24 protein-coding genes are annotated in these 24,752 nt (G+C 71.9%); 17 read left to right on the top strand and 7 right to left on the bottom strand.

All coding sequences use genetic code 11. The features are described from left to right. The first annotated feature begins 39 nt into the window (after positions 1 to 39). Both DB32_RS40365 and DB32_RS40360 read left to right on the top strand, forming a co-directional pair. Positions 40 to 726 carry a type 1 glutamine amidotransferase domain-containing protein gene (locus DB32_RS40365; protein WP_053239120.1) on the top strand — a complete coding sequence of 229 codons (687 nt, stop codon included), beginning with the start codon at positions 40 to 42 and terminating at the stop codon, positions 724 to 726. 129 nt (positions 727 to 855) lie between these two features. Beyond that, complete coding sequence (locus DB32_RS40360) at positions 856 to 1,563, top strand: hypothetical protein (protein WP_053237988.1); 708 nt, start codon at positions 856 to 858, stop codon at positions 1,561 to 1,563. A gap of 1 nt (position 1,564) precedes the next feature. On the opposite strand, the gene DB32_RS40355 is transcribed toward DB32_RS40360, so the two are convergent. Together DB32_RS40355 and DB32_RS40350 are read right to left on the bottom strand one after the other, a co-directional pair. Continuing rightward, a complete protein-coding gene (locus DB32_RS40355; protein ID WP_053237987.1) occupies positions 1,565 to 3,334 on the bottom strand; it encodes a serine/threonine-protein kinase in 1,770 nt (589 codons plus the stop codon). A 100-nt stretch (positions 3,335 to 3,434) separates the two neighbouring features. Next, positions 3,435 to 4,370, bottom strand: coding sequence for an AraC family transcriptional regulator (locus tag DB32_RS40350; RefSeq protein ID WP_053237986.1), 936 nt, complete (start codon positions 4,368 to 4,370; stop codon positions 3,435 to 3,437). A 100-nt stretch (positions 4,371 to 4,470) separates the two neighbouring features. On the opposite strand from DB32_RS40350, the gene DB32_RS40345 reads away from it, so the two are divergent. Continuing rightward, positions 4,471 to 5,250, top strand: coding sequence for an SDR family NAD(P)-dependent oxidoreductase (locus tag DB32_RS40345; RefSeq protein ID WP_053237985.1), 780 nt, complete (start codon positions 4,471 to 4,473; stop codon positions 5,248 to 5,250). 118 nt (positions 5,251 to 5,368) lie between these two features. After that, positions 5,369 to 5,608 carry a hypothetical protein gene (locus DB32_RS40340; RefSeq protein WP_053237984.1) on the top strand — a complete coding sequence of 80 codons (240 nt, stop codon included), beginning with the start codon at positions 5,369 to 5,371 and terminating at the stop codon, positions 5,606 to 5,608. Position 5,609: 1 nt separating this feature from the next. Here the strand turns inward: DB32_RS40340 and DB32_RS40335 are convergent, their stop codons facing one another. Next, a complete protein-coding gene (locus DB32_RS40335; RefSeq protein ID WP_053237983.1) occupies positions 5,610 to 6,599 on the bottom strand; it encodes a sigma-54 interaction domain-containing protein in 990 nt (329 codons plus the stop codon). A gap of 125 nt (positions 6,600 to 6,724) precedes the next feature. On the opposite strand from DB32_RS40335, the gene DB32_RS40330 reads away from it, so the two are divergent. Together DB32_RS40330 and DB32_RS40325 are read left to right on the top strand one after the other, a co-directional pair. Beyond that, on the top strand, positions 6,725 to 8,332 hold the full coding sequence (locus DB32_RS40330; RefSeq protein WP_053237982.1) for a mechanosensitive ion channel family protein: 1,608 nt from the start codon (positions 6,725 to 6,727) through the stop codon (positions 8,330 to 8,332). Positions 8,333 to 8,376: 44 nt separating this feature from the next. Further along, a complete protein-coding gene (locus DB32_RS40325; protein WP_053237981.1) occupies positions 8,377 to 9,201 on the top strand; it encodes a hypothetical protein in 825 nt (274 codons plus the stop codon). Between the two features lie 7 nt (positions 9,202 to 9,208). Here DB32_RS40325 and DB32_RS40320 read toward each other — a convergent pair whose 3' ends face one another. After that, entirely contained in the window at positions 9,209 to 10,576 is a 1,368-nt protein-coding gene (locus DB32_RS40320; protein ID WP_053237980.1) for a DUF2254 domain-containing protein, read from the bottom strand. A gap of 61 nt (positions 10,577 to 10,637) precedes the next feature. Between DB32_RS40320 and DB32_RS40315 the strand changes: the two genes are divergently transcribed. From DB32_RS40315 to DB32_RS40300, 4 genes are all read left to right on the top strand, one after another. Beyond that, complete coding sequence (locus DB32_RS40315; RefSeq protein ID WP_053237979.1) at positions 10,638 to 11,279, top strand: hypothetical protein; 642 nt, start codon at positions 10,638 to 10,640, stop codon at positions 11,277 to 11,279. Positions 11,280 to 11,282: 3 nt separating this feature from the next. Further along, entirely contained in the window at positions 11,283 to 11,780 is a 498-nt protein-coding gene (locus tag DB32_RS40310; RefSeq protein ID WP_053237978.1) for an RDD family protein, read from the top strand. 227 nt (positions 11,781 to 12,007) lie between these two features. Then, positions 12,008 to 12,658, top strand: a complete 651-nt coding sequence (locus DB32_RS40305) for a hypothetical protein (RefSeq protein ID WP_157070186.1) — start codon at positions 12,008 to 12,010, stop codon at positions 12,656 to 12,658. 15 nt (positions 12,659 to 12,673) lie between these two features. After that, positions 12,674 to 14,530 (top strand): SLC13 family permease, encoded by a 1,857-nt coding sequence (locus DB32_RS40300; protein WP_157070184.1) that lies wholly within the window; start codon positions 12,674 to 12,676, stop codon positions 14,528 to 14,530. A 10-nt stretch (positions 14,531 to 14,540) separates the two neighbouring features. Here DB32_RS40300 and DB32_RS40295 read toward each other — a convergent pair whose 3' ends face one another. Further along, entirely contained in the window at positions 14,541 to 15,020 is a 480-nt protein-coding gene (locus DB32_RS40295; protein WP_157070181.1) for a hypothetical protein, read from the bottom strand. A 136-nt stretch (positions 15,021 to 15,156) separates the two neighbouring features. Here DB32_RS40295 and DB32_RS40290 point away from each other — a divergent pair, with 136 nt between their 5' ends. From DB32_RS40290 to DB32_RS40280, 3 genes are all read left to right on the top strand, one after another. After that, positions 15,157 to 15,336 (top strand): hypothetical protein, encoded by a 180-nt coding sequence (locus DB32_RS40290; protein ID WP_053237974.1) that lies wholly within the window; start codon positions 15,157 to 15,159, stop codon positions 15,334 to 15,336. Positions 15,337 to 15,647: 311 nt separating this feature from the next. Next, positions 15,648 to 17,210 (top strand): AbgT family transporter, encoded by a 1,563-nt coding sequence (locus tag DB32_RS40285; RefSeq protein WP_053237973.1) that lies wholly within the window; start codon positions 15,648 to 15,650, stop codon positions 17,208 to 17,210. 62 nt (positions 17,211 to 17,272) lie between these two features. Beyond that, positions 17,273 to 18,832 carry a leucyl aminopeptidase gene (locus tag DB32_RS40280; protein ID WP_053239119.1) on the top strand — a complete coding sequence of 520 codons (1,560 nt, stop codon included), beginning with the start codon at positions 17,273 to 17,275 and terminating at the stop codon, positions 18,830 to 18,832. 6 nt (positions 18,833 to 18,838) lie between these two features. Here DB32_RS40280 and DB32_RS40275 read toward each other — a convergent pair whose 3' ends face one another. Continuing rightward, positions 18,839 to 20,356, bottom strand: coding sequence for an aspartate ammonia-lyase (locus DB32_RS40275; protein ID WP_053237972.1), 1,518 nt, complete (start codon positions 20,354 to 20,356; stop codon positions 18,839 to 18,841). Between the two features lie 90 nt (positions 20,357 to 20,446). Continuing rightward, positions 20,447 to 21,700, bottom strand: coding sequence for an ester cyclase (locus DB32_RS40270; RefSeq protein WP_053237971.1), 1,254 nt, complete (start codon positions 21,698 to 21,700; stop codon positions 20,447 to 20,449). Positions 21,701 to 21,776: 76 nt separating this feature from the next. Here DB32_RS40270 and DB32_RS40265 point away from each other — a divergent pair, with 76 nt between their 5' ends. The 4 genes from DB32_RS40265 (at position 21,777) to DB32_RS40250 (ending at position 24,703) form a co-directional block, all read left to right on the top strand. Then, positions 21,777 to 22,679, top strand: a complete 903-nt coding sequence (locus tag DB32_RS40265) for a LysR family transcriptional regulator (protein WP_075098144.1) — start codon at positions 21,777 to 21,779, stop codon at positions 22,677 to 22,679. Between the two features lie 112 nt (positions 22,680 to 22,791). Continuing rightward, the gene (locus tag DB32_RS40260) at positions 22,792 to 23,463 is read left to right on the top strand and encodes a DUF542 domain-containing protein (protein WP_053237969.1); all 672 of its coding nucleotides are present in this window, start codon (positions 22,792 to 22,794) and stop codon (positions 23,461 to 23,463) included. Next, the gene (locus DB32_RS40255; protein ID WP_053237968.1) at positions 23,460 to 23,963 is read left to right on the top strand and encodes a hemerythrin domain-containing protein; all 504 of its coding nucleotides are present in this window, start codon (positions 23,460 to 23,462) and stop codon (positions 23,961 to 23,963) included. The genes DB32_RS40260 and DB32_RS40255 overlap by 4 nt, the downstream gene beginning before the upstream one ends. A gap of 62 nt (positions 23,964 to 24,025) precedes the next feature. Then, complete coding sequence (locus tag DB32_RS40250) at positions 24,026 to 24,703, top strand: alternative oxidase (RefSeq protein WP_053237967.1); 678 nt, start codon at positions 24,026 to 24,028, stop codon at positions 24,701 to 24,703. Positions 24,704 to 24,752 lie beyond the last annotated feature (49 nt).

The following is a 24,752-nucleotide window of genomic DNA, read 5'->3' as shown; positions in this document are numbered from 1 at the left end:
CCGCGACACGACGACACCGCACGAGAACCGGAGAGCCAGATGACCCAGCGACCGACGATCCTGATCGCGACGACGAGCCACGACCGCAAGGGCGACACCGGCGAGCCCACCGGCGCGTACCTGCCCGAGATCGCCGAGCCCTACGAGGTGTTCGTCGACGCGGGCTACGACGTGGAATTCGCGTCGGTGCGCGGAGGGCGCGTGCCGCTCGACGGAGTCGATCGAAGCGTGCCCGCCGTCGCGCGATTCCTCGACGACGCGGCGCTGGTCGCGCGCCTGCACGCGAGCATCGCGTCGCGCGACGTGGACCCCTCGCGCTACGCCGCGATCTTCTTCGCGGGCGGGCACGGCGCGATGTGGGATCTCCCCGACGACGTCGCGTTCCAGCGCGTCACCGCGGCGATCTACGAGCGTGGCGGCGCGGTCGCCGCGGTCTGTCACGGGCCCGCGGCGCTGGTGAACGTGCGGCTCGCGGACGGTCGACCGCTGGTCGCGGGGCGCACCGTGAGCGCGTTCACCGACGACGAGGAGCGCGCGGTGCAGCTCGATCGCGTCGTGCCGTTCCTGCTCGAGAGCGCGCTGCGCGAGCGCGGCGCGCACCTCGTCACTGCGCCGCGGTGGCAGCCGCGCGTCGCGGTCGACGCGCGCCTCGTGACCGGCCAGAACCCGGCGTCCGCCGCGCCGACCGCGCGCGCGCTCGTCGAGCTCCTCGCGACGCTGCGCTGAGGCGTCGCGTACCATGTGCTCATGTCGCAGTGAGCGTGGTGGGCTTCGCTGGCTCTGACGTGGGCCGGCTGTCATGCGTCGCACGAGCTCGAGATCGGAGCGACGTGCGAGGTGCCACTCGGGTCGGGCGTGGCTTGCGACGCCGACCGCGCGGTGTGGCCCCACGGGGCGTGCCGCGATGCGAGCGGCGCGTCGATCGCGTTCGTGGTCGGCGCAGGGCTCGCCGCGTGCGAGATGCAGGGAGACGCATCGGTGTGGGCCGTGCGTCCGGCGTGCGGTGAGGCGCACGCCGGGACGCACGCCGTCGCGTGCGAAGGTGCGGCGCCGAGCGGGCCGCTCGTCTTCGTGTGGTGGCCGATGCGGCTCCCGTTCGTCGAGCGGATCGTCGATCCCGCTCCGGGCACCTGCGAGGTCGCGCTCGAGGCCGAGCCCGACGGTCCATGGGAGCCGCTGCGCGGCATCGACGAGCTCTGCGCCGACGTCGAGCCGTCGTGCGCGGCGCCGGTCGTGATCGATCTCGTCGTGCGCGACGGAGATCCCTGTGCTGGCTCGGAATTCGTCGAGCGTTGCCGCGCCGAGCTGGTGGACGGTCGGATCGTGCTGCGCGCGGAGTCGGCGCCAGCGCGCATCGTCACGTGCTCGCCGGCGTTCGGTGATCGCGTCGCGCGCTGCGCGCTTCCGCCGCTCGCCATCGGAGGCTACGAGGTCGTCGACGACCACGGGCGCGTGCTCGGCGCGATCACGATCGGCGCCGAGGGACGCGGCGGTCGCGCGTGCACGGAGGTTCCCACCGACGAGGTCGATGGATCGCCGCGCACCCATCGACTGGGTGAATGACTCAGCGCAACGACGCGAGCGCGGCGCGGTACCGATCGTTGCCCGGCGCGAGCGCCATCGCGCGCCGATATGCGCGCGCGGCGCCGTCGCGATCCCCGGCGCGGAGGCGCGCCGCGCCGAGCCCCGCGAAGATGCGCGCGTCGCTCGGTGACATGCGCGACGCGGCCGCGTACTCCACGGCGGCGCGGTGGAAGTCCCCGGCGCGGAAGCGATCACGAGCGCGCGCGAGCACGGTGTGCAGCGTGTCGTTGGTGCGCGCCGGGCGCGCCGGGGCGATGCGCGTCGCCGGCGCCGGCGTCGTGACGCGCGGCTGGGCGCGCCGACCGCGACGTGCACGGCGCGGGCGCGGCTCGGGCGGCGCTTCCTCCACCGCGAGCTCGGGCTCCGGCTCCGGGACCTCGACCGCTGCGGGCGCGACCGGCGCGGGCGAGACGACCGGAGCCGCGACGACCGGCGCTTCGACCTGGACCGGCGCGATCGACGGTGCGTCGTCGCTGCCGCGCGTCGTCACCGCGACCAGCGCGACCGTCGCCAGCGCACCGACGCACGCCGCGATCACGTGCGACGGTTCGACGCGCCACGCGCGCAGCTTCGCGCGCATCGCGCCGAGCGACCACGGGCTCGGGCTCGACGCCGTGAGCGCCACGAGATCGGAAGGCAGCGGGGGAGGCGGGGGCACCTCCACGCGCGCTCGCCCGTCGGGCGTCGCGTTCACGCTGATCGGGCTCGGCGTCGCGTCGATCGCGCGCAGCCACTCGCGGATCTGCGCGTCGCGCGCGTCGAGGAGCACGTGGCCCGCGCCGTTCACGAACGCCGCGACCTCGGTCGACGACACGTGCGGCGCGCGCGTCGCGAGCCATCGCACGAGATCGGCGTGCAGCTCGCGCATCGAGCAGCGCGTCTCGGGCGAGCGATCGAGCGCGCGCAGCACGATCGCGTCGAGCGTCGCGTCGCCGTCGGGCGCGAGCTGCGAGGGCGGGACGATCGGCGAGTTGCGCACCTTGGTGAGCACCTCGAACGCGCCCTTGCCGCGGAACAGACGACGCCCGGTGAGGCACTCCCACAGCAACACGCCGAGCGACCACACGTCGGCCGACGAGCTCGGCCGCTCGCCGCTCACGAGCTCGGGCGCGACGTAGCGGAACTTGCCCTTCACGTGGCCGACCTCGGTGCCGACCACGTTGCGCGCCGTCTTCGCGACGCCGAAGTCGATCAGCTTCGCGATGCCGCTGCGCAGCACCATCACGTTCGGCGGGCTCACGTCGCGGTGCACGAGGTGCAGCGGCGTTCCGTCGAGCGCCTTCGCTTGGTGCGCGTAGGCGAGCGCGGCCGCGACCTCCGAGACGATCTTCACGACGACCGCGACCGGCACGCGGGTCTTGGCGCGCTCGCACTCCGAGAGCAGCTCGGAGAGCGTGAGGCCGTCGAGGTACTCGGCCGCGATGTACGTCTGCGCGTCCTCGAAGCCCGTGTCGTGGATCTGCAGCAGGTTCGGGTGCGCGAGCGCCGAGAGCGCGCGCGCCTCGTCGAGGAACATGCCGACGTGCTGCGGGCTGTCGAGCAGGTGCGCGCGCGGCGTCTTCACGACGACGAGGCGACGCACCGCGCCTGGACTGCTGACGAGCGCGAGGTGCACGTCCGCCATGCCCCCGCGTCCGAGCAGCCCGAGCAGGACGTAGCGCCCGAACCGCGCGGGCGTGACGGCCCGCGTGCCCGAGCTGGGCTCGGGCGCGCTCGGGGTCGCGCTCGAGACCTTGGCGATCACGGTCACGAGCGTGGCAGTTCGCAACAACCGATCCGCTGCACTTTCGCAGGTGATCCCGCGGATCGGAGCGGAGCGTGCGCCGCGCCGCGGAGCGCGTCGTGCGCCGTCAGGGCTCGCGCGCGCGGACCTTGATCCAGATCTCGAAGTCGACGCTCCCCGCGACCGGTCCGTCGTTCACGTAGTGGTCGACCGCGACGAAGTCGTCGGCGACGACCCCACTGCGCGGGAGCCACACCGAGTAGATGCGCCGGTACGTCTCCTCGACGGCCGTCACGTCGCCCGCGTAGCGGAACACCGCGTAGCGACCTGCGGGGATGCGACCGCGGAAGAGCGGCGCGGGGAGCGCGACGTCCGCGGGGCACGGCACGCACGCGTGGTAGCGGCAGAGCTCGGGCGCGGTCACGCGCGGGCTGTCGAACGCCATGCCGTACGCGTCGACCGCGTCGTCGCAGACGCCGAGCGCGCGACCGCGCGCGATGAGCTCGTCCCACGTTCGCTCGAGCGCGGGGAGGTCGTAGCCCTCGGCGCTCGCGAGGCACGCGACGTCGAGCCCGGCGAAGTCGACCCAGCGCACGCTCTTCGCGAGCGCGTCGTGCTCGCGACGTCGCGTCGCCTCGTCGGCGTCGGGCGGCAGCACGTAGAGCGCGGCGGGGTCGAAGCGCGCGCCGTACGTGCGCGTGAGCTTTCCGAGCGCGGGCGGAAGATCGGGATCGGGATGGCGCACCCGGCTCGGCGCGCACCCGAAGTGGGCGCTGAACGCCTTCGAGAAATTCGACGTCGACGAGTATCCGACCGCGAGCGCGATCTCGGTGACGCTGCGCGAGGGCTCGTACGCGAGGCGCAGCGCGGCGAGCTCGAGGCGACGTCGGGTGACGAAGCGCCCGATCGGCTCACCGGTGATCGCCGCGAAGATGCGGTGGAAGTGGTACTCGCTGAGGTGCGCGACCTTCGCGACCTCGGCGAGCGTGATCGGCCGATCGAGGTTCTCGCCGATGAAGCGGATCGCACGCTCGACGCGAGGCCTGTAGTCGGTGCTCGTCACGCGGCGATCGAGCGTAGCAAGCCAGGAGAACCGAAGCGCAAGCGAGGAGAAGCGGCGCGCGCGGCGCGACGACATCGTCCGGTTCGCAGAGGAGGTTCGAATGGCTGGCTCGTCTCGTCGTGTCCTCGTCACCGGCGCATCGCGCGGCATCGGGCGCGCGACGGCGCTCGCGCTCGCGCGGCGTGGTGATCGTCTCGTGCTCGCCGCGCGCGACGAGGACGCGCTGCGCGAGGTCGCGCGGGAGGTCCTCGCGCGCGGTGCCGACGCGATGGTCGTCCGGTGCGACGTCACCGACGACGCGAGCGTGTCGAGCGCGATCGAGCGCGCGCTCGCCGCCGGGCCCATCGACGTGCTCGTGAACAACGCGGGTGTGTTCCACCAGGCGCCGTTCCTCGCGCAGGATCCGACGTCGCAGCGGCGCGAGATGGACGTGAACTACTTCGGCGCGCTGCGGGTGGCGCGCGCGGTGTTGCCCTCGATGATCGCGCGGCGGCGCGGGACGATCGTGAACGTGTCGTCGATCGTCGGCGCGATCCCGTGCCCGACGGTCGCGAGCTACTGCGGGAGCAAGGCCGCGCTCAACGCGTGGTCGCATGCGCTGCGCGGCGAGGTCGCGCAGCACGGCGTGCGCATCGTCGTGTTCCTCCCGAGCCACACCGACACCGAGCACGCGCTCGCGACGACGCGCTTCGACGGAGTGATCGCGCTGCGCGCCGACTACGTCGCGACCGAGCTGGTGCGCGCGATCGATCGCGCGCCGCGCGCGTACGCTGCGAGCCCGGTGTTCCGCGCGTTCCTGCGGCTCGCGGGGATGTTCCCCGCGTGGGCCGAGGCGCGGATGCGCGCGAGCACGCGATCACTCCTCGCGCTGCCCGGGTGATTCACCCCGAAGCCGCGCCGAGCAGAATCCGATTGCGGATGCGCGCCGACCACCGCGGACCGGCACCGGCCGAGACCTCGGTCTCGACGCTGCCGAGCGGCGTGGCAGTCTGCTCGAGATGAGGCTCGCGCTCTCGCTCTTCGTCGTGCTCCTCGCCGGGTGCAACACCGGCCATCTCGGCTCGGAGTGCACGTCGCACGACGACTGCGAGGACGTGCTCGTCTGCGGTGCGAGCGAGGGCGCGCCGTACTGCACGCGCCGTTGTCGACCCGATGCGCAATCGACCGGTTGCCCCGAGGGCTGGTCGTGCACGCCGCGCACGGGCGACCCCGCGCGCGGTCTCTGCACCCAGGACTGACTCACTCCCAGCTCTTCAGCTTCCGCCACAGCGTGTTGCGCCCGATCCCCAGCACGCGCGCCGCGTCGCCCACGTTCCCACCCGATGCCTCGAGCACACCGAGCACGTGCTCGCGCTCGACCTCGACGAGCGGGCGCAGCTTCACGCGCTCCTTCGGCGCCTCGACGCTCGGCGACGAGAGCTCCTCGGGCAAGTCCTCGAGCCGGATCTCGCTGCCGCGCGCCAGCGCCGCGCCGTGCTTCACCGCGCTCTGCAGCTCGCGCACGTTGCCCGGCCACGCATATGCGAGCAGCGCGTCCTTCGCGTCCTGCGCGAAGCCCTTCGCCTTGGTGCGCGGCTCCGCCGCGAGGAAGCCCTTCGCGAGCGCGAGCACGTCGTCGCGCCGCTCGCGCAGCGGGGGCACGCGCAGCGTGAGCACCTTGAGGCGGTAGTAGAGGTCCTCGCGGAAGCGCCCCTCGCGCACCAGCTGCGCGAGGTCGCGATGCGTCGCGCACACGATCCGCACGTCGACCGCGAACGCGCGGTTGTCGCCCACGCGGCGCACCTCTCCTTCCGCGAGCGCGCGCAGCAGCTTCGCCTGGAGCGCGAGCGGCATCTCGCCGATCTCGTCGAGGAAGAGGACCCCGCCGTCCGCCTCCTCGAAGAGCCCGGCCTTGTCCTTGTGCGCGCCGGTGAACGCGCCGCGCGCATGGCCGAAGAGCTCGGACTCGAGCAGCTCCGCGGGCAGCGCCGCGACGTTCACCGCGACGAACGCCTTGCTCGTGCGCGGCCCGTTCGCGTGCAGCACGCGCGCGACGACCTCCTTGCCGGTCCCGCTCTCGCCGGTGATCACGACCGGCGCGTCGTTCTCCGCGAAGCGCGCCGCGCGCCGGAACAGCTCGCGCATCGCGCGGCTCTCGCACACGACGCGCTGCGCGTGCCGCGTCCCTTTCGCGACCGGGAGCAGACCGCAGTGCGGGCAGGTCTCTCCGGCGACGTGCACGTGGTCCATGTGTTCCATCATGGAACGCATGGAGCAGACGTGCGACCGCGCCTCGAGAGCAGCGTCTCGGGGCGCCGGATCGCGGGACGTTGTGCGCCGCGCTCGCGATCCCTACGAGCACACGAGGTGTCCGCGTGAGCGCGAGGTGCGAGCTCGCCGTCGTCGCGGCGTTGTGGCTCTCGGTGGTGGTGCTCGCCGATCGTGCGCGCGCTCAGGAGCCCGCGCCGCTCGAGCTCGAGACCGCGGACGACGAGCCGTCGATCGATCACTCGACGCCGCGGCGGTTGCTCGCGTCGTTCCTCGCGAGCGCGCGCGACGGGGAGTGGGACGTCGCCGCGCACGCGCTCGATCTCCGCGAGGTGCCGCGCGATCAGCGCGCCGAGGTGGGCCGCGAGGCCGCGCGCGATCTCGAGATGGTGCTCAGCGACGAGCGCGTGCTGCCGACGACGCTGCCCGACGAGCCCGAGCCGGGCGGCGATCGCGCGGTCGAGATCCTCCGGCTGCCGACCGTCGAGCAAGGTGTGGTGCTGCGCCGCGTCCGCGGAGGCGAGGCGCCGGCCTGGAAGTTCTCGGCGGCGACGGTGCGCGCCGCGCCGCTGCTCGCGGAGGGCGTCGACCGCGGGCCGATCGGGAGCCGCACGCCCGAGTGGCTCCATCGGCCGCGCGTGCTGCAGCTCGAGCCATGGCAGTGGATCGTGCTCCCGATCGCGCTGCTGCTCGCGCTCGGGTGCGCGTTCCTCACCGATCGGATCACGAGCGCGATCGCGCGTCGATTCGCGCGCCGGCTCGAGGACCCCTTCGTCGACGCGCTCTTCGAGCGCCTGCGCGGACCGAAGCGCGCGGCGCTGTCGCTGGCGTTCCTGGGGATCTTCGCGATCGTGATCCGGTTCTCGCGAGGCGCGATCGACGTGCTCGGTCGCGCCTACGTCGCGGGGTGGTCGCTCGCGGTCGGCTGGGCGTTCTGGCACTTCGTCGATCTCGTCGCCGAGCGCGTGGAGGAGCGCGCGGCGACCGAGGATCACTGGCGCGCGCGCGGCGTGCGCACCCGCGCCGGCATCGTGCGACGCGTGCTCCACGTCGCGGGCGTCGTGGTGACGATCGCGGTGGTGCTGCTCCAGTTCGACGTGGTGCGCGAGATCGGCGTGTCGTTGCTCGCGTCGGCGGGCGTCGCGGGCATCGTGCTCGGCATCGCGGCCCAGCGGACGCTCGGCAACTTGTTCGCGGGGATGCAGCTCTCGTTCTCCCAGCCGCTGCGGGTCGGCGACGAGATCGCGATCGAGGGCGAGACGGGCACCGTCGAGGAGATCAACCTGAGCTACGTCGTGCTGCGCCTCTGGGATCGGCGTCGCCTGATCCTCCCGATCCCGAAGCTGCTCGAGACGCCGTTCGAGAACTGGACGCGGCTCGGCACCGACATCGTCGGCGTGGTGCTGGTGCCGGTGGACTTCACGACGCCGTTCGCTGCGCTGCGCGTCGAGGTCGAGCGCTACGTGCGCGATCATCCGCGCTTCGACGGAGCGACGCTCGCGGTGCAGGTCATCGCGATCGAGGATCGCACCGCGACGCTCCGCGTCCTCGTCAGCGCGGCCGACTCCGGGGCGCTCGTGAAGCTGCAGTGCGACGTGCGCGAGCACGTGCTCGGCGTGCTGCAGACGCTCGACGGCGGGCGCTATCTGCCGCGCGTGCGCCTCGAGGAGGGCCCTGCTCCCGACGGCGACGAGCGACGCGCGACGTTGTCGTGACGATCACCGATCCCATGTGCCGAAGAGCGCCGAGGAACACAGCGATGGCGAACACGAAGACTCCGCAGCGGAAGTTCACGGCGAAGACGGCAGGGGGTCGAGCGCGTCGGCGCGGACGCACCGAGGTGAGCGCGACGCCGATCGCGATCCGCAGCTCGGTGCCGCTCACGCCCGCGTTCGAGACCGCGATCCGCGTGCGCCTGGCGCGCGCGGTCGGCCACATGGCGACGCTGATCGAGCGCGGCACGGTGCGCTTCGAGGACGTGAACGGACCGCGCGGTGGCGTGGACGTCGAGTGTCGCGTGCGCCTCGTGATGAGCGGCATCCCGAGCGTGATCGCGAGCGCGCGGGGCGCGACCGCGCCGAAGGCGTTCGCGGCGGTGCTCCCGAAGGTGAAGACGGGCGCGCAGCGAACGGTCGACAAGCGCGCGATCGCGGCGCCGCCGCCCACGACGAAGAAGGCCGCGGCGAAGAAGAAGACACCCGCGCGTCGCGCGAAGCAGGTCGCGGTCGCGGGCAGCCTGATCGGGCGGCGCGTCGGGCGCAGCGCCGAGAACCTCACCGCGGCGCTCGATCGCCCGGAGAAGCGGCGTCGCGATGCGTACGTCGACACGTCGATGCCCGGGGTGAGCGCGACCGCGCGTCGCGCAGGCGGGACGTCGACCGCGCGGCGCAACACGAAGAAGCGGACCTCGCGGATGGCGGCGGCGCTCGAGGACTCGGCGCGCGACACGCCGTCGCGCAAGTCGACGCGCCCCGGCGGGCCGAACCGGCTGCGCTCGGGGAACAAGCTCGGGCAGCGCGCCCGCGCGTCGACGTCGAGCCCCAAGGCACGCGCGAAGCGCGCGCGCTCGCCGCGCCCGAGCTGATCGACGATCACGCCAGCGCACGCGGCGGAAGCGCCCAGTGGGCGCGCGCGAGGCGCTCCGCGCGCGGTGCGTTGCGCTCGAGCGACGCGCGCACGATCGCGGCCTCGCCGTGGAGGTGCGCGAGCTTCGCGTCGTCGAGGTTCCCGTAGCGCGTCGCGTCGGAGAGCACCTTCGTGACGAGCTCGTGCGCGACCGCGCGTCGCTCGGGGTCGGGCGCGACCAGGCCCATCTCGAGCGCGATCTCGAGCACGGCGTCGAGCACCTCGAGATCGCTCGCGCCGTGGCGCAGCGGGGCGTCGATCGCGAGCGACACGTACTCGCGGAGATCGGTCGCCATCACCGACACGCGCGGCGTGCGATCGCGGTCGAGCACGTTCCAATCGCCGACCGGCTCGCGCGCGAGGTGTCGCAGCACCGAGCGCAGCTGCTGCAGCGCCTGGCGCGCGGTGTACGAGTCGTTCGACGACGACGAGAGCGCGCGCGACGCGACGTCGGCGAGGATGCGGATGCCGTAGCCCGGATCGTACGCGTGGTCGCGCGTCGGGCTCGCCTCGAGCGCGCGCCCGAGCCGCGCCATGACGCGCGGCGACACCGGTCCGCTCGCGGCATCGGTCATCACCCAGCCGACGACCTCGCCCTCGTCGAGGTAGTCGCCGATCGGCCGGCTGATCCGCACGCGCACGCCGGCGCGACGCGCCACGTGCGCGAGCCGCGCGACGTCGACCCGCGCGAGGTACCCCGAGCCCGGCGACGGAAGCGGGTGCGCCCACGCCGGCAGCGTCAGCCGCGCCACGCGATCGAGCGCGAGCGAGCGGGCATCGGCGCGCAGACGATCCGCGGCCTCGAACGTCGACTCGCGCACCAGCGCGAGCACGCGCTCGACGCGCATGAAGCGGAACGTCCGGTTCATGTCGATCATCAGCAGCGCGAACGCGAGGACGAGCAGCGCGAGCGCGCCGGTGACGACGGGCTGCGGTCGCGACACCGGCTCCACCTGGAGCCCGAGCTCGCGCAGGCCTGCGGCGATGTAGCCCGTCGCGAGCACGAAGAGCGGCATCGCGCGCCGGAGCGGCGCGTTCTTCAGATAGAACGGCACGAGCCGCGGTGAGTACTGGTTCGCCGCCGACTGCACGACCGGCGCGTTCAGCGAGAGCACGATCGTCAGCACGGTGAACTGGAACCCGAACATCGCCGCGAGCGCCTCGCGCGCGCCGTCCGCCGTGCCGCGCCACGCGCGGCCGAGCGCGTACGTCAGCTCCTCACCGAGCCCCTCCTGCGTGACGAAACGCCCGAGCGCCGCGCCGAGCAGGAGCGCCGTGAGCATCACGAGATAGAACGGATCGCTCAGCAACCGGCGCAGCATCGGGTGGCGCATGTCCGAGCGATAGGCACTTGCCGATCCGCGACCGGCACCGCTCTTGCGACGACGTCGCGCGATGGACGCGGTGGAGGATCACGAGGACGAGCGCGACACGACGCCGCGGATCGCGCTGCGCTTCGTGGTCGGCTGTCTGTCGCTCGCGCGCGAGCGGCTCGGGTCGGATCTCCGGGCGTGGGACGGGCACGCGCCGCGCGACGTCGTGCGCGGCTCGGCGCGCTGGCATCGCGTGGTCGGGCTCTGCGTGCGCGCACCCTCGCACGCGAGCGACGCGATCGCGCGCGGTCGTGCGTCGTGCACGCATCTCGCGGCGCGCCTCGCGCCGTGGTGGAGGCCCTTCGCGCGCTCGGCGATCGCGCGCCGGGTCGCCGGCCGCGTCGACGTGTTGCGCGCGACGTGGCGCGACGAGATGACGCTCGCCGAGCGCGTCGGCCGCGACGAAGAAGCGCGCGGTCGCGACCTCGCGCGTGTCGGGCTGCGCGAGCTCTCCGATCGCGTGTTCGATCGGCTCGCGACGAACCCCGACGTGCAGGCGCTCGTCGCGACGCAGAGCGCATCCGTCACCAGCACCGCGCTCGACGAGCTGCGCGCCGCGGTGGCCGAGGCGGACGACAGCGTCTCCGCGGCGTTCCAGCGATGGATCGACGATCCGCGCGCTCAGCTCGCGGCGCTGCGGCGCCGCGCGAGCCGAGGAGCGTAGGTCGTGAGCGACGAGGCGGAGCCCGCCGGGATCGTCAGTCGTTTCGCGGCGTTCGTGATCGATCTCGCGCTGGTCGGCGCCGGCTCGAGCGCCGCCGCGTGGTTCGTCGACGTCACCGGCTCGATGCTCCTGCCCTCGTCGAGCTGGACGCGCGAGGTCACCAGCGCGCTCGCCGGCGCATCGTGCGCGACGATCGCCGCCGTCTACTTTGTGGGCCTCTGGGCGATCGCCGGTCGCACCGCCGGCCTGCTGCTCCTCGGCCTGCGCGTGGTGCCGGCGAACGGCGGTGCGCGCCTCCCGTTCGCGCGCGCCTTGCTGCGCTTCGTCGGGTGCATCCTCGCCGCCCTGCCGCTCTACCTCGGCTTCGTCTGGATCCTCTTCGATCCCGATCGCCGCGGCTGGCACGACCGGATCGCGGGGACGCGGGTCGTCTACGATCCGCCGCTCGCCGCGCGCGGTCGTCGCGTGCTCCGTCCGCCGCGCGGCGCGAGCGTGGCCTGAGGACCGGTCCCCGTGCGCGCGACCCGCGCCGCGCCACGCACGTCGCTTGCGAGTCGTGGCGTCCGGCCCTCGCCGCGCAGCGCGTGCGGCCGTCGAGCGTTCGGCACCGTGGAGAACGTCGCGACGGCGCGTGCTCGTCTCGAGACGAGCACGGCCGTCCAACGGCGCTCGCGGCATCCAGCATGCACCAGAGCTCGCCGCTCGCATCGGAGCGAGGAGGGCGGCAGATGGCGACGACCAAGCGTGTGCTGGTGATCGCGCTCGCAATGGCCACCAGCGCAGTGGCGCGCGCGCAGGAGCCCGACGAAGAGCCGGTTCCGAGCGCCTATCGCGGAGCGCCCGAGATCGAGGCCGGTCCCCCGGAGGCGCTGTGTCCGCCCGAGGAAGACCAGGACGATGCGCCCAGCTACGGCGACGCCGGCGTGTTCGAGCTCGGAGGCAGCCTCGGAGGAATGTGGACCGAGGACGTGTTCACGCTGAACATCACTCCGAGCGTCGGTGTCTTCATCATCGACTATCTCGAGCTCTCGCTCCAGGTGGCAGTCGAGTACGAGAACGTCCGTGATGACGATGGCAGTCGCCACTCCGGCACCACCGTCGCTGTGCTGCTCGAGCCCAGCTATCACGTCCCGGTGATCGCCGACGATCTGTTCCTCTTCGGCGGTCTCGGCCTCGGCGTCGGATACGACGGAGTCACCGCGGGATTCGACGTCGCGCCGCGCGTCGGCGCGAACATCGCGCTCGGCGCGGGGCGCATGCTGAATCCGTCGGTCCGGGTGCCGATCATCATGGGCAGCGAAGTCGACGACAACGGCGACTCGCACTTCAACACGACTGTCAGCGTCGGATTCGAGATCGGATATTCGACGCTCTTCTGACTCGACGGGAGCCTCGTGGACGGTGACCTTGGAGCGCGGCCACGCCGCTCCGAATTGCTCGCCGTGGACGACGCGACGTCGAGCTTGTGGGTCCTCGCGGGTGCCGTCGTCCTCTTCGTGTCGAATCGGGTCCCGGCTCCCCTCGTCGCGATGGGGACCGCGCTCGCGCTCTTCGCGCTCGGGCTCGTCGACGTCGCCGGCGCGTTCGCCGGGTTCGGCGACCCCGTGGTTCCGTTCCTCGCGGCGCTCTTCGTGATCAGCGAAGCGCTCGACGCGACCGGCGTGACCGCGTGGACGAGCCAGCGCGTGCTCGCGGTCGTCGGACAGGACCCGCGCCGCATGGTCGTCGTGATCATGGTGGTCGCGGCGCTGCTCTCCGCGCTCATCAGCCCCAACGGCGCGGTCGCGGCGCTGCTCCCGATGATCGTGGCGATCGCGGTGCGCACCGGGCGTCCGCCCTCGACCCTGGCGATGCCGCTCGCGTTCGCGGCGACCACCGGGTCGCTGCTCGTGCTCTCGGGCACGCCGGTCAACGTGCTGGTCTCCGACGCGGCGGCGTCGAGCACCGGCGAGCGCTTCACGTTCTTCGAGTTCGGGCTCGTCGGCGCCCCGCTGCTCGTCGTCGCGGTGCTCGTCGTCACGCTCCTCGGCCCGAAGGTGCTGCCCGAGCGCCGCCCCGCCACGCGCTCCCCCGATCTCGCTCAGCACGCGCGCACGCTGATCGAGCAGTATGGCCTCGAAGGCGGCTTGTATCGCCTGCGGCTGCGAGCGGGCTCGCCCTTCGTGGGAGTCCGACGAGGGGAATTGGACCTCTCCGATCACGCCGGTCTGGAGCTCGTCGGCGTGCAGGCCGGAGAGCTCGTCGATCCATCGCTCGATCACGTTCTCGGCGCGGGCGACGTGCTCGTCGTGCGTGGGCCCTCCGACGCGATCAGCCGCCTCGTGCTCCACGCGTCGCTCTCGGTCGGCGCGGTCCATCGCACCGGCGAGCACGGGGACGCGCTCTTCAGCCGCGAGCTCGGCGTCGTCGAGGTCATCATCCCACCGCGCTCGCGGATCGAGGGTCTGCGGGTGCTCCCGGGCGCGCTCACGCCCGACGGGCTCCTCGTGCTCGCGGTGCAGCGCCAGGGGCGCGATCGCGGCGCTCGGCCGACCACGCTCGCCGTCGGCGACGCGGTGCTCGTCGAGGGCACGTGGGAGGCGCTGCGCAGGACCTCCGAGGATCACGAGGTCGTCGTCGTCGATCCACCCGACGTCGTGCTTCGACAGACGGTCCCGATGGGCCCCGGCGCGCGTCGCACGATCGCCGTGCTCGTCGCGATGGTGCTCGTCCTCGCCCTCGATCTGGTGCCGGCCGCGATCGCCGGCGTCGTCGCCGCGTGCGCGCTCGTGCTGCTGCGCGTGGTCCGCCTCGAGCAGGCCTATCGCGCGGTGTCGTGGAGCGCGGTCCTGCTCGTCGCCGGGCTCTTTCCGCTCTCGACCGTGCTCTACGAGACCGGGGCCGCCGACTCGATCGCGCGCGTGCTCCTCGAGGTGGTGGGGGACCTCGGCGCGACGGCGACGCTCGCCGCCGTCTTCTTGTTCGTCGTCGCGATCGGCCAGGTGCTCGGCGCGATCGCGACCGCTCTCGTCTCGATCCCCGTCGCGACGTCGGCCGCGGAGGCGATCAGCGCCTCTCCGCGCCCGTTCTTGATGGCCGTGACGGTCGCGTGCGCGACGACGTTCTTCGCGCCCATCTCGAGCACCGCGAACCTGATGGTCACGGCGCCGGGTGCATATCGGTTCGGCGACTTCTGGAGGCTCGGTCTGCCGCTGACGATCGCGTTCGTCGTGGTCGCCGTGCTCGTGATCCCTCTGCTCTGGCCGTTCTGAGCCGCGTCACTCACGCAGGGCGGCCCATCGGCGCGACGGGCATCGATTCGCGCGGGTGCCTCACGCGCCCGTAGAGCTGTCCGACGATCGCGCCGTACACGATGTGCTCGATCACGAAGAGCAACACACCGCCGAATCCGATGCTCGACATGAACGCGCCGGGCGCGCGGATCTGCTCGGGGATCAGCGGATGGATCGCGGGCAGCGCACCGAACGCGAGGCCGCCGATCACGACGTGCAGGATCGAGAACACGACGCCGATCCCCGCCGTCGCGCGGTGCGTGATCCGCTCGAAGCCGAGCCCGTACAGCAGCGCGATCGCGCCGCTGATCAAGAGGTGCAGCACGAGCCCGAGCACCCACGCGCCCACCCCACGCGGGAGGAAGAACGTGCCGAGGATCGTCTCGAGCTGGACCGGCACGACCTTGCCGAGCACGGCCATGACCACGCCGCCCAGCACACCGGCGAGGAACGCTCTCCGAATGTTCATCGCGAACTCCTCTCCTCTCGCACCGCCCACACGCAGCAACGGTCGTGCCCCACGACACTCGACGAGACGCATCGCCACGTCCGACGCAGACGCGAGCGTTGAAGTCGACCGGCCCGCGTCCACCTGCACGAGATCGATGTCGACCGATCGACTCCGACGCGAGAACGACGCCGAGCTCGAGCGCTTCTTGGCGTTCGTCCGGCAGCGCACGGCGGCTGCGAGCACCACGCACGCGACGCTCGAGGACCTCGCGTCGCTCGTCGTCGGAGTCTCGTTCGTGTTGCTCGTGCTCTATCTCCGCCACTTCGCGCGCTGAGCGCTGCGTCGGATTGGAGTGCACGCCGACGTGGCGTAGGCCCCACGCGCCCGGACCTGGTGTCCGCGAACGACTCGCGCCGCGACGCGCCCTGCGCTCGCCCTCGTCGCGCGGTGGCACAGGCGCGAGGGCGCGAATCGCTGGTCGCGGCGCACTGCGCCGGCGAGACCGCAAGAAGCGACCCGTGTCTCCGAACGGCACGTCGTTCGCTGAGGCACGTCCGCGCCGCACCGCGGAGGGAGAACCGTCGCGCGTGCTCGTCGAACCACCGACACGGAGAGCGATCGATGGCCACCACCACCGCACCCGGCATGGTGATCCCTACGGGCGACGAAGCCGCCGAGCCTCCCGCTCGCGAAGAGAAGACGAGGCTCGAGCGGTTCCTGAACACCATCGAGCGGGTGGGGAACAAGGTCCCGCACCCCGCGGTGATCTTCGTCCTCCTGATCGCGTTCGTCGTGGTGCTCTCCCACGTCTTCTACGCGCTCGGCGCGAGCGTGACCTACGAGGCGATCGATCCCGAGACCCACGCGGTCTCGATGACGACGACCTACGCCCAGAGCCTGCTCACCGCGGACGGCATTCGGTTCATGTACGAGAACGTCGTCCAGAATTTCATGAACTTCAACGCGGTGGGCGTGATCATCGTCGCGATGCTCGGCGTCGGAGTCGCCGACGCGTCGGGGCTGATCACCGCGCTGATCAAGAAGCTGGTGCACATCGCGCCGAGAAAGGCGCTGACGTACATCCTGGTGTTCGTCGGCATCCTCTCGAGCATCGCCGCCGACGCCGGCTATCTCGTGCTCATCCCGCTCGGCGCGGCGGCGTTCCTCAGCATCGGGCGTCATCCGCTGGCAGGTCTCGCGGCCTCGTTCGCCGGTGTCGCCGCGGTGTTCACGGTGAACATCCTGATCAAGCCGCTCGATGGAATCCTCACCGGGATCACCAACGACGCGATTCACCTCATCAACCCGCAAGGCTCGATCGATCTCACTGCGAACTTCTGGTTCTCGGTCGCGTCGGTGATCGTGCTGACCCTCGTCGTCTCGATCGTCACCGAGAGGATCGTCGAGCCTCGCCTCGGTACGTATGTCGGCGAGACTCCTGCGCTCGAGAGCCAGGGAATGACTGCCGCGGAGTCGCGCGGGCTCAAGCTCGCGGGCCTGGCGACGCTCGCAGTCCTCGCGGTGTTCGCGCTGCTCTCGATCCCGGACGGCGCGCCGCTGCGCAATCCCGAGACTGGCACGCTCATCGGCGACTCGCCGCTGATGACTGGCCTCATCGTGCTGGTCACGTTCATCTTCCTCGCGGCCGGTCTGGGATACGGGCTCGGCGCGAAGACGATCACGTCGATCACCGACGTCACGGGCGCGATGGAGAAGGCCGTGTCGGGCCTCGGCGGCCTGATCTTCCTGCTCTTCGTGATCAGCCAGTTCCTCGCGTTCTTCACCTACTCGAACCTCGCGACGCTCGCGGCGGTCGAGATGGGTGATTTCCTCGCGGACGCGGGCCTCGGAGCGCTCCCCCTGCTCCTCGGGTTCGTGCTCGTCGTCGCGGTGCTCGATCTGATCATGACGGGCGCGATCCCGAAGTGGGCGATCTTCGCGCCGGTGTTCGTGCCGCTCCTGATGCGGCTGGGCGTCGAGCCCGAGGCCGTGCTCGCGGCCTATCGCGTCGGTGACGGACCGCTCAACGCCGTCTCGCCGCTGAACGCGTATTTCGCCCTGATCGTCACGTTCTCCGCGAAGTACCAGAAGGACGCGGGCGTCGGGACGCTGGTCGCGCTGATGCTCCCGTACGTCGTCGTCGTGACGGTCGCGTGGATGATCCTGCTCGCGTTGTGGCAGGTGCTCGGACTTCCCTGGGGACTCTGACGTCGCGCGAGCGTGTCAGTCAGCGCGCCAATCGGAACGAGAAAAAGGAGAGCCGTCGAATGATGAACTTCCCGTCCTTCCACGCGGCGGCGGTCGCCGAGTTCCACCCCGCGCCCTCGGTCGACGAGATCACGGCGACGAGGATCCGCGTCGCGAAGTCGGCGCCGAAGAACGCGGGCGCGATCGGTGTGCCGGTGGGCACGGAGGGCGACGTGCCGAGCGAGCTCGGGCTCGATCGCGCCACGCTCGCCGCCGCCGGGTTCGAAGGAAAGTCCGGCCAGACGCTGGTCGTCCCGCGCCCCGGCCAGCCCGCGCTCGTCGCGGTCGGGCTCGGTGCCGACTCCGAGCGCGATCTCGCCTCGCTCCGGCACGCGGCCGCGAGCTTCGCGCGCGCCGGTGCTCACTACGGCCACCTCGCGTTCGCGCTCCCGGCGCTGCGCGACGTCTCGCTCGCGCACGTCGCGCAGGCCGCCGTCGAAGGAGCGCTCCTCGCGCGCTATCGATATCGCCCGCTCAAGCGCAAGACCGAGCAGGAGCCGCCGCTCGAAGAGCTCACGATCGTCTCGAGCGCCGGCGAGGACGAGGTGAAGCGCGGCATCGATCGCGGGCGCATCACCGCGCGCGCGACCGAGCTCGCGCGCGATCTCTCGAACGCGCCGGCCACGCTGCTCACCGCGCGCCACATGGCGGAGATCGCGAAGGTCGTCGCCGACGCGTCGGGCCTCGAGATCGAGGTCTTCGACGAGAAGAAGCTCGCCGAGCTCGGCTGCGGCGGAATGCTCGGCGTCAACGCCGGCAGCTCGGAGCCCCCGCGCCTCATCAAGCTCACGTATCGCCCGAAGGCCGACGGCAAGGGCGCGGGCCGCATCTCGCTGATCGGCAAGGGCATCATGTACGACTCGGGCGGCATCAGCCTGAAGCCGAACGACCTCGTGCACGCCGCGATGAAGACGGATATGTCGGGCGCCGCGGCGATCCTCGGTGCGATGTCCGCGCTCTCCGCCCTCGGCTGCAAGAACGCAGTCACCGGATATCTGATGTGCACCGACAACATGCCTGGCGGAAACGCCATGCGGCTCGGCGACGTGCTCACGGCGCGTGGTGGGAAGACCGTCGAAGTCCTCAACACCGACGCCGAAGGACGGCTCGTGATGATGGACGGGCTCGTGCTGGCGACCGAAGAGAGCCCGCCTCCGCAGGCGATCATCGACATCGCGACGCTCACCGGCGCGTGCGAGCGCGCGCTCGGCAACGACAACGCCGGGATCATGGGCAATCACCAGGGCCTGATCGATCAGCTCAAAGCGGCCGCCGACACCACCGACGAGACGATCTGGCAGTTCCCGCTCGATCGCCGGCTGCGCAAGGAGCTCGACTCCGAGGTGGCCGACATCAAGAACATCGGCGGTCCGCTCGCCGGTCAGATCACCGCGGCGCTCTTCCTCGAGGAGTTCGTGAACGGCCTGCCGTGGGCGCACATCGACATCGCGGGCACGTCTCGCGTCGAGACCGACAAGACGTGGCGCTCGAAGGGCGCGACCGGGTTCGGCACGCGGCTCCTCATCGACTTCTTGATGGACTTCAAGGCACCGGAGCAGCCGAAGGCGAAGGTGAAGAACTGAGCCGGCTCACGGCTCGCGTCCTCCATTGCCCGTCTCTCGCGCGCGGCCGTCGCGCGAGAGACGAGGCACCGAGACGTCCAGTCCCGACAAGCGCTCCGGCGTGAGCAGCACGTCGACGTCGGCGCGATCCATCAGCCCGGCGCGCACGACGAGCTCGGCGATCGTGCCTTCGCCGTCCAGCGCGCGCCTCGCGAGATCCGCGGCCGCCGCATATCCGATGTACGGAGTCAGCGCGGTCACCACACCGACGAACGAGGATGTCTGTTCGGCCAGCCGCGCCCGATTGGCCTCGATCCCGACGACGCAATTGTCGCGCAGCGTGATCACCGCCGCGGTGAGCCACTTGAGGCTCTCGAGCAGCGCGTGCGCGACGACCGGGCCGAACGCGTTGAGCTGCAGCTGTCCGGCCTCGCACGCCATCGCGACGGTCACGTCGGCGCCCGCGACGACGAACGCGACCTCGTTGACGACCTCCGGGATCACCGGGTTCACCTTGCCCGGCATGATGCTCGAGCCCGCCTGGCGCGGCGGAAGTCGGATCTCGCCGAGCCCACACTGCGGGCCCGACGCGAGCAGCCGCAGGTCGTTGCAGATCTTCGAGAGCTTCATCGCGAAGCGCTTGAGCCCGCCCGAGAGCTGCATGAACGAGCCCATGTCGCTCGTCGCGGCGACGAGGTGCGTGGCAGTCCGCAGCTCGATGCCGGTGATCTCCGACAGATGCTTTCGCACCGCCGACGCATAGCGAGGATCGGCGGTGATCCCGGTGCCGACCGCGGTCGCGCCGAGGTTGATCTCGTGGAGGTGGTGCGCGATCTCGCGCAGGTTCGCGACGTCGTCGGCGAGCGTGATCGCGAACCCTTCGAGCTCTTGTCCGAGCGTCATCGGGACGGCGTCCTGGAGCTGCGTGCGGCCCACCTTGAGCACACCCGCGAACACGCTTCCGCGCTCTCGGAACGCGCCGACGAGCGACTCCATCTCGCGGAGCAGTCGACCGAGCGCCGAGTCGAGCGCGATCTTGAGCGCAGTCGGATAGACGTCGTTCGTGCTCTGACTGCGATTCACGTCGTCGAGCGGATCGAGATGGCGATAGTCGCCGAGACGGTGCCCGGCGAGCTCGAGCCCGACGTTCGCGATCACCTCGTTGGCGTTCATGTTCGTCGACGTCCCGGCGCCGCCCTGCATCACGTCGACCACGAATTGGTCGAGGAAGCGGCCCTTCTTGATCAGCGCGGCGGCGCGATCGATCAGCGCGGCGCGCTCGCGCGGCAGGGCGCCGATCTCCGCGTTGGCGCGCGCCGCCGCCTGCTTCACGCACGCGAGGCCGTGCACGAGATCGGGATAGTCGGCGATCGGACGTCCGCTGATCGCGAAGTTCTCGAGCGCTCTCGCGGTGTGGACGCCCCAATATGCCGACGCCGGGACGTCCACCGATCCGAGTGAGTCCTTCTCGGTGCGTCGCTCGGCGCCGTCGACGCCGCGTGCGGTGTGGATGCTGAGGTCGAACGCGCCCTGCGAGCTGCTCATGCAAGGCTGCGTAGGTCCGACCTCACGCGCACAAGCTCTCCGGTCGGACACTGCGCGAGCGCAAGGGCCGTGCGCCAGCGCTGACGCGCGTCATCCGCTCAGACGCTCGGCGAACGCCTGACGGTCGAGCTCGGTCCACGAGCGCGTGATGCGTCCTCCGCGCAGCTCGAAGAAGCTCATCCCGCGATGCGTGATCGCGCGTCCCGTCGGCGCGATCCCTCGGAACGCGCCGCGGTGGGTGCCCGACCACGACCACCGCACCGCGACGCGTTCGCCCTGCGTGATCACCTCGTCGAGCACGTACTCGATGTCGGGGAACCCACCGCGCAGTCCCTCGATCAGCGCGCCGAACGCGGCGGGCCCACGCTCGCCCTGCGCGCCCACGTAGTCCGCCGCGAAGAGCTCCGGCAAGAGCTCCATGCGACGCTGGTTCACCACCTCGTCGAACACGCGCCGCACGACGAGGCTCGCATCGCTCGGCGCGAGACCACGACGCAGCACCTCCTCGAGCGTCACCCGGCCGCGCACGCTGCGGCCCGTGCCCTCGTAGGAGAGCAGCCCGCGCGCGATGCCCTCGCTCAGCTCGCGGAACAGCGACGCGACGTTCTCCGACATCCCGGTGCTCGTCAGCATCGGCACGATCGCATCGACGGGCACCACGCGCGTCGTCACGTCGCGTCCGAGGATCTCCGACGCGATCGCCGCCGCCTCGACGAAGCTGCGATCCCGCGGTCCGCGCACCTCGACGATCTCGGTCGCGCTCGGCGGCGCGAGCAGCGCGTCCGCCGCCACGTCCGCGAGATCGCGCGCCGCGACCATCGGGATCGCGTGCTGCTCCCCGCCGCCCATCACCGGCAGCGCTCCGTCGCTCCGCATCGCGTGCGCGCTCGCGAGGAGGTTCTCCATGAAGAACGGCGCGCGCACGAACGTGAAGCGGATGCCACCCACCGCGCGCAGCGCGCGCTCCGCCTCGTGGCTCAGCCGCGTCGGCCCGGTGCCCGACGCGTGCTGGGCGCCCACCGACGACAGGAACACCGCGTGCGGCACCTTCGCGCGCGTGAGCCCCGCGACGTAGTGCGCGACGATCGAGCGGCTCTTCGCGAGAAGATCCGTCGCCCGCAGATCGGGCGGCACGATCAGGTACGCGCCCTCGGCGCCCTCGAGCGCGCGCGCGACGAGCGCCGCGTCGGTGACGTCGCCCACCACCAGCTCCGCGCCCTTCGCGGCGAGCGCCGCGCCCTTGCCGCGATCGCGCACCACCGCGCGCACCTTCGCGCCCGCTGCGAGCAGACGCTCCGCGACCACCGATCCCGTGTTCCCCGTGGCTCCGAAGACCGTGAGCATGTCGTTCTCTCCTTCGATGCGCTCACCGTGTGTTCGGCCTCGTCATGCGTCCAATGCATGCGACGCTATGACGATCATGCGCGAAGTGGATGACGTCCCGAGCCTCGATCTGTTGCGGTGCTTCGTCACCCTCCACCGCGAGCGCCACCTCTCGCGCGCCGCGATCCGCCTGGGGCTCAGCCAGCCCGCGATGAGCCGCGCGCTCACCCGGCTGCGCGATGCGTTCGACGATCCGCTGTTCGTGCGCACGCCGCGCGGGATGGTCCCCACCGCGCGCGCCGACGAGCTCGCGCCGCGCGTCGTCTCGGTGCTCGAGGCCGCGGCCGCGCTGGTGCGCCCGACCGAGCTCGATCCCGCGCAGCTCACGCGCACGTTCGTCGTCGCGACCTCGGGGTTCGTCGACGCGCAGCTCCTCTCGCGGCTCACGCCGCTGCTCGTGCACGAGGCGCCCGGCGTGTCGATCACCACCCGTCCGAACACCGACGATCTCGCAGAGTCGCTCGCGAGCGGGCGCGTCGATCTGATGATCGGCGTCTCGGGCAGCGTGCCGCGCGACGCGCACCGCACCCGCCTCTACGAGGAGAGCTGGGTGTGCGCGGTGCGTCGCGATCATCCCGACGTCGGCAAGCGGCTCTCGCTCGAGCGCTACGCGAAGCTGCCGCACCTGCTGGTCGCGCCGGGCGGGCATCCCGGCAGCCACGTCGACACCGCGCTCGCCGCGCGCGGCCTCGCGCGGCGCGTCGTGCTGCGCATCCACGCGTTCGCGCCGGCGCCCGCGATCGTCGCGGGCTCGGACCTCGTGGTCACCGCGCCGCGCCGGATCATGGAGCCGCTCGCGCGTCCGTTCGGATTGCGCCTCTTCCCTCCTCCGATCGAGATCCCGGGCTCGACGATCGTCGCAGCCTGGCACCCGCGCTCGCAGGACGATCCCGCGCACGCCTGGTTCCGTGCCGCGCTGGTCGCCGCCGTGAAGGGCTGAGCGTCGTTCCGCGTGTTCCATCATGGAACGCGCGTCCTCGCGTTCCTTCGCGTTTTGCAGCGAAATCTCGGTGGCACCTCCGCTGCAACGTGTCGGTGCGGAGGATCCGGAAATGAGCATCGACGTCTCTCGGCCGGTGGCCGATCTCGTGACCGCGCACCCCGAGCTCGCGGCGGTGCTGCAGCGCCACCGCATCGACTTCTGCTGCCGCGGCGCGCGCCCGCTGCGCGACTGGTGCGCCGACCGCGGGCTCGACACCGCCGTGGTCGCGCGCGAGCTCGACGCCGCGATCGCCGCGCGGGTCCCGACCGACGACGACCCGCGCGCGCTCTCCACGCCCGCGCTCGCGCAGCACATCGTCACGCGCCATCACGGCTACCTGCGCGAGGCGCTGCCCTTCCTCGTGCCCCTCGCCGCGAAGGTCGCCCGGGTGCACGGCGATCGTGATCTGCGCCTCGTCGAGCTGCGCACGATCGTCGAGGAGCTCGACGCGTCGCTGCGCCCGCACCTCGAGCGCGAGGAGCTCGAGCTCTTCTCGATGATCGCGCGCGGCGACCGCGTCCCGCAGCACGAGCTCGACGCGATGCGCGAGGAGCACCTCGGGGTCGGCGCGCTGCTCGAGCGCATGCGCGAAGCGGCGCGCGACTACGTCGTGCCCGAGGGCGCGTGCCGCAGCTGGACCACGCTGCTCCGCGAGCTCGAGACCCTCGAGCGCGACGTGCTGATCCACGTGCACCTCGAGAACCACGTGCTCGCGCCGCGGCTCGAGAGCGAGGCGTCGTGACCAGCACGCTGCGCGCGCTGATCGAGGACGAGCACCGCGAGCTCGACGCGCTCCTCGCGCGCGCCGACGCGGCCGGCCTGCTCGACCTCGAGGCGTTCGAGGCGCTCCGCGCGCGGCTGCTCCGGCACATCGCGATCGAGGAGAAGCTGATCCTCGCCGAGGTGCGCGTGGTGCGCGGCGGCGAGCCGATCGAGGGCGCGCGCCGGGTGCGCGTCGAGCACGGCGCGATCGCGTCGCTGCTCGTCGGCACGCCCGACGTCGCGCTGGTGGCCGAGCTGCGATCGCTCCTGATCGCCCACGAGGCGTTCGAGGAGCAGGGCCTCTACGCGGCGTGCGAAGTGGTGCTGGGCCCCGAGCGCGCGCTCGACATCGCACATCGCGCGCGTACCTACCCCGCGATCCCGGTCGCGAAGCACTTCGACGGGCCGCTGGTGCCGCGCACCGCGGCCGACGCGCTGCGCGGCGCGGCCCGGATGAAGTTCGCCGCGGGCGGACACTGACCCCAGATCGTCGAGAGACGACGACGCGCGCGGCCCTGCCGTCGCGCCGAGAGGAGATCGTCATGGACACCACGCTCGAGCGGCGCGCCGAGGCGCGCCGTGACGAAGAAGCGCGCACCCTGCGCGCGCCCCGCATCCGCCACGGCATCGCTGCCCGCGCGCTCTTCGCGGTGATGGATCTCGTGTACGGCCGCGCCGCGAGCCTCGTGAAGTTCCGCGTGCTCGAGGTGATCGCGCGCGTGCCCTACCAGGCCTGGGAGAACGTCGCGTACGTCGCGATCACCCACACCCATCGCGACCCCGACGCGCCCTCGCGCATCTTCGGCGCGGTGAGCGAGCACCGCGCCCAGCAGGACAACGAGCAGTGGCACCTGCTGATCCTCGAGGAGCTCTGCGCGCGGCTCGGCGCGCGCGAGTCGTGGCTGCTCCATCGCGCGATCCCGCAGGTGCTCGCGATGGTCTACTACCACCTGAGCTGGTTGCTCTACGTCCTCCATCCGGCGTGGAGCTACGCGCTGAACCGCGACTTCGAGGACCACGCCGAGCGCGAGTACATGGCGTTCGTGGCTGCGCACCCGGAGCTCGAGCGCGAGCCCTTCGCGTCGCGCTACGAGGCCGAGTACGGCACGTACCTGAGCGTCGCGGATCTGCTGCGGCAGATCGCGCTCGACGAGCGCGAGCACAAGCTCGAGAGCGAGGCGCGCATCCCGTCGCCGCGCTTCGGCCTCGAGCGAGCCTGACCGCGTTCGTGGTCGTGGCAGGCGCGCGACACGGGGACGACATGCTCCG

Origin of the sequence: Sandaracinus amylolyticus, assembly GCF_000737325.1 — a bacterium.
Taxonomy (GTDB): domain Bacteria; phylum Myxococcota_A; class Polyangia; order Polyangiales; family Sandaracinaceae; genus Sandaracinus; species Sandaracinus amylolyticus.
This window is presented reverse-complemented; position numbering and strand designations above follow the sequence as displayed.

Coding starts and splice junctions, on each gene's coding strand:
- DB32_RS40365 (WP_053239120.1), top strand. CDS start 40: ATGACCCAGCGACCGACGATCCTGATCGCGACGACGAGCCACGACCGC.
- DB32_RS40345 (WP_053237985.1), top strand. CDS start 4,471: ATGGCTGGCTCGTCTCGTCGTGTCCTCGTCACCGGCGCATCGCGCGGC.
- DB32_RS40340 (WP_053237984.1), top strand. CDS start 5,369: ATGAGGCTCGCGCTCTCGCTCTTCGTCGTGCTCCTCGCCGGGTGCAAC.
- DB32_RS40335 (WP_053237983.1), bottom strand. CDS start 6,599: ATGGACCACGTGCACGTCGCCGGAGAGACCTGCCCGCACTGCGGTCTG.
- DB32_RS40325 (WP_053237981.1), top strand. CDS start 8,377: ATGGCGAACACGAAGACTCCGCAGCGGAAGTTCACGGCGAAGACGGCA.
- DB32_RS40320 (WP_053237980.1), bottom strand. CDS start 10,576: ATGCGCCACCCGATGCTGCGCCGGTTGCTGAGCGATCCGTTCTATCTC.
- DB32_RS40315 (WP_053237979.1), top strand. CDS start 10,638: ATGGACGCGGTGGAGGATCACGAGGACGAGCGCGACACGACGCCGCGG.
- DB32_RS40305 (WP_157070186.1), top strand. CDS start 12,008: ATGGCGACGACCAAGCGTGTGCTGGTGATCGCGCTCGCAATGGCCACC.
- DB32_RS40295 (WP_157070181.1), bottom strand. CDS start 15,020: ATGAACATTCGGAGAGCGTTCCTCGCCGGTGTGCTGGGCGGCGTGGTC.
- DB32_RS40290 (WP_053237974.1), top strand. CDS start 15,157: ATGTCGACCGATCGACTCCGACGCGAGAACGACGCCGAGCTCGAGCGC.
- DB32_RS40285 (WP_053237973.1), top strand. CDS start 15,648: ATGGTGATCCCTACGGGCGACGAAGCCGCCGAGCCTCCCGCTCGCGAA.
- DB32_RS40280 (WP_053239119.1), top strand. CDS start 17,273: ATGAACTTCCCGTCCTTCCACGCGGCGGCGGTCGCCGAGTTCCACCCC.
- DB32_RS40275 (WP_053237972.1), bottom strand. CDS start 20,356: ATGAGCAGCTCGCAGGGCGCGTTCGACCTCAGCATCCACACCGCACGC.
- DB32_RS40270 (WP_053237971.1), bottom strand. CDS start 21,700: ATGCTCACGGTCTTCGGAGCCACGGGGAACACGGGATCGGTGGTCGCG.
- DB32_RS40265 (WP_075098144.1), top strand. CDS start 21,777: ATGCGCGAAGTGGATGACGTCCCGAGCCTCGATCTGTTGCGGTGCTTC.
- DB32_RS40260 (WP_053237969.1), top strand. CDS start 22,792: ATGAGCATCGACGTCTCTCGGCCGGTGGCCGATCTCGTGACCGCGCAC.
- DB32_RS40250 (WP_053237967.1), top strand. CDS start 24,026: ATGGACACCACGCTCGAGCGGCGCGCCGAGGCGCGCCGTGACGAAGAA.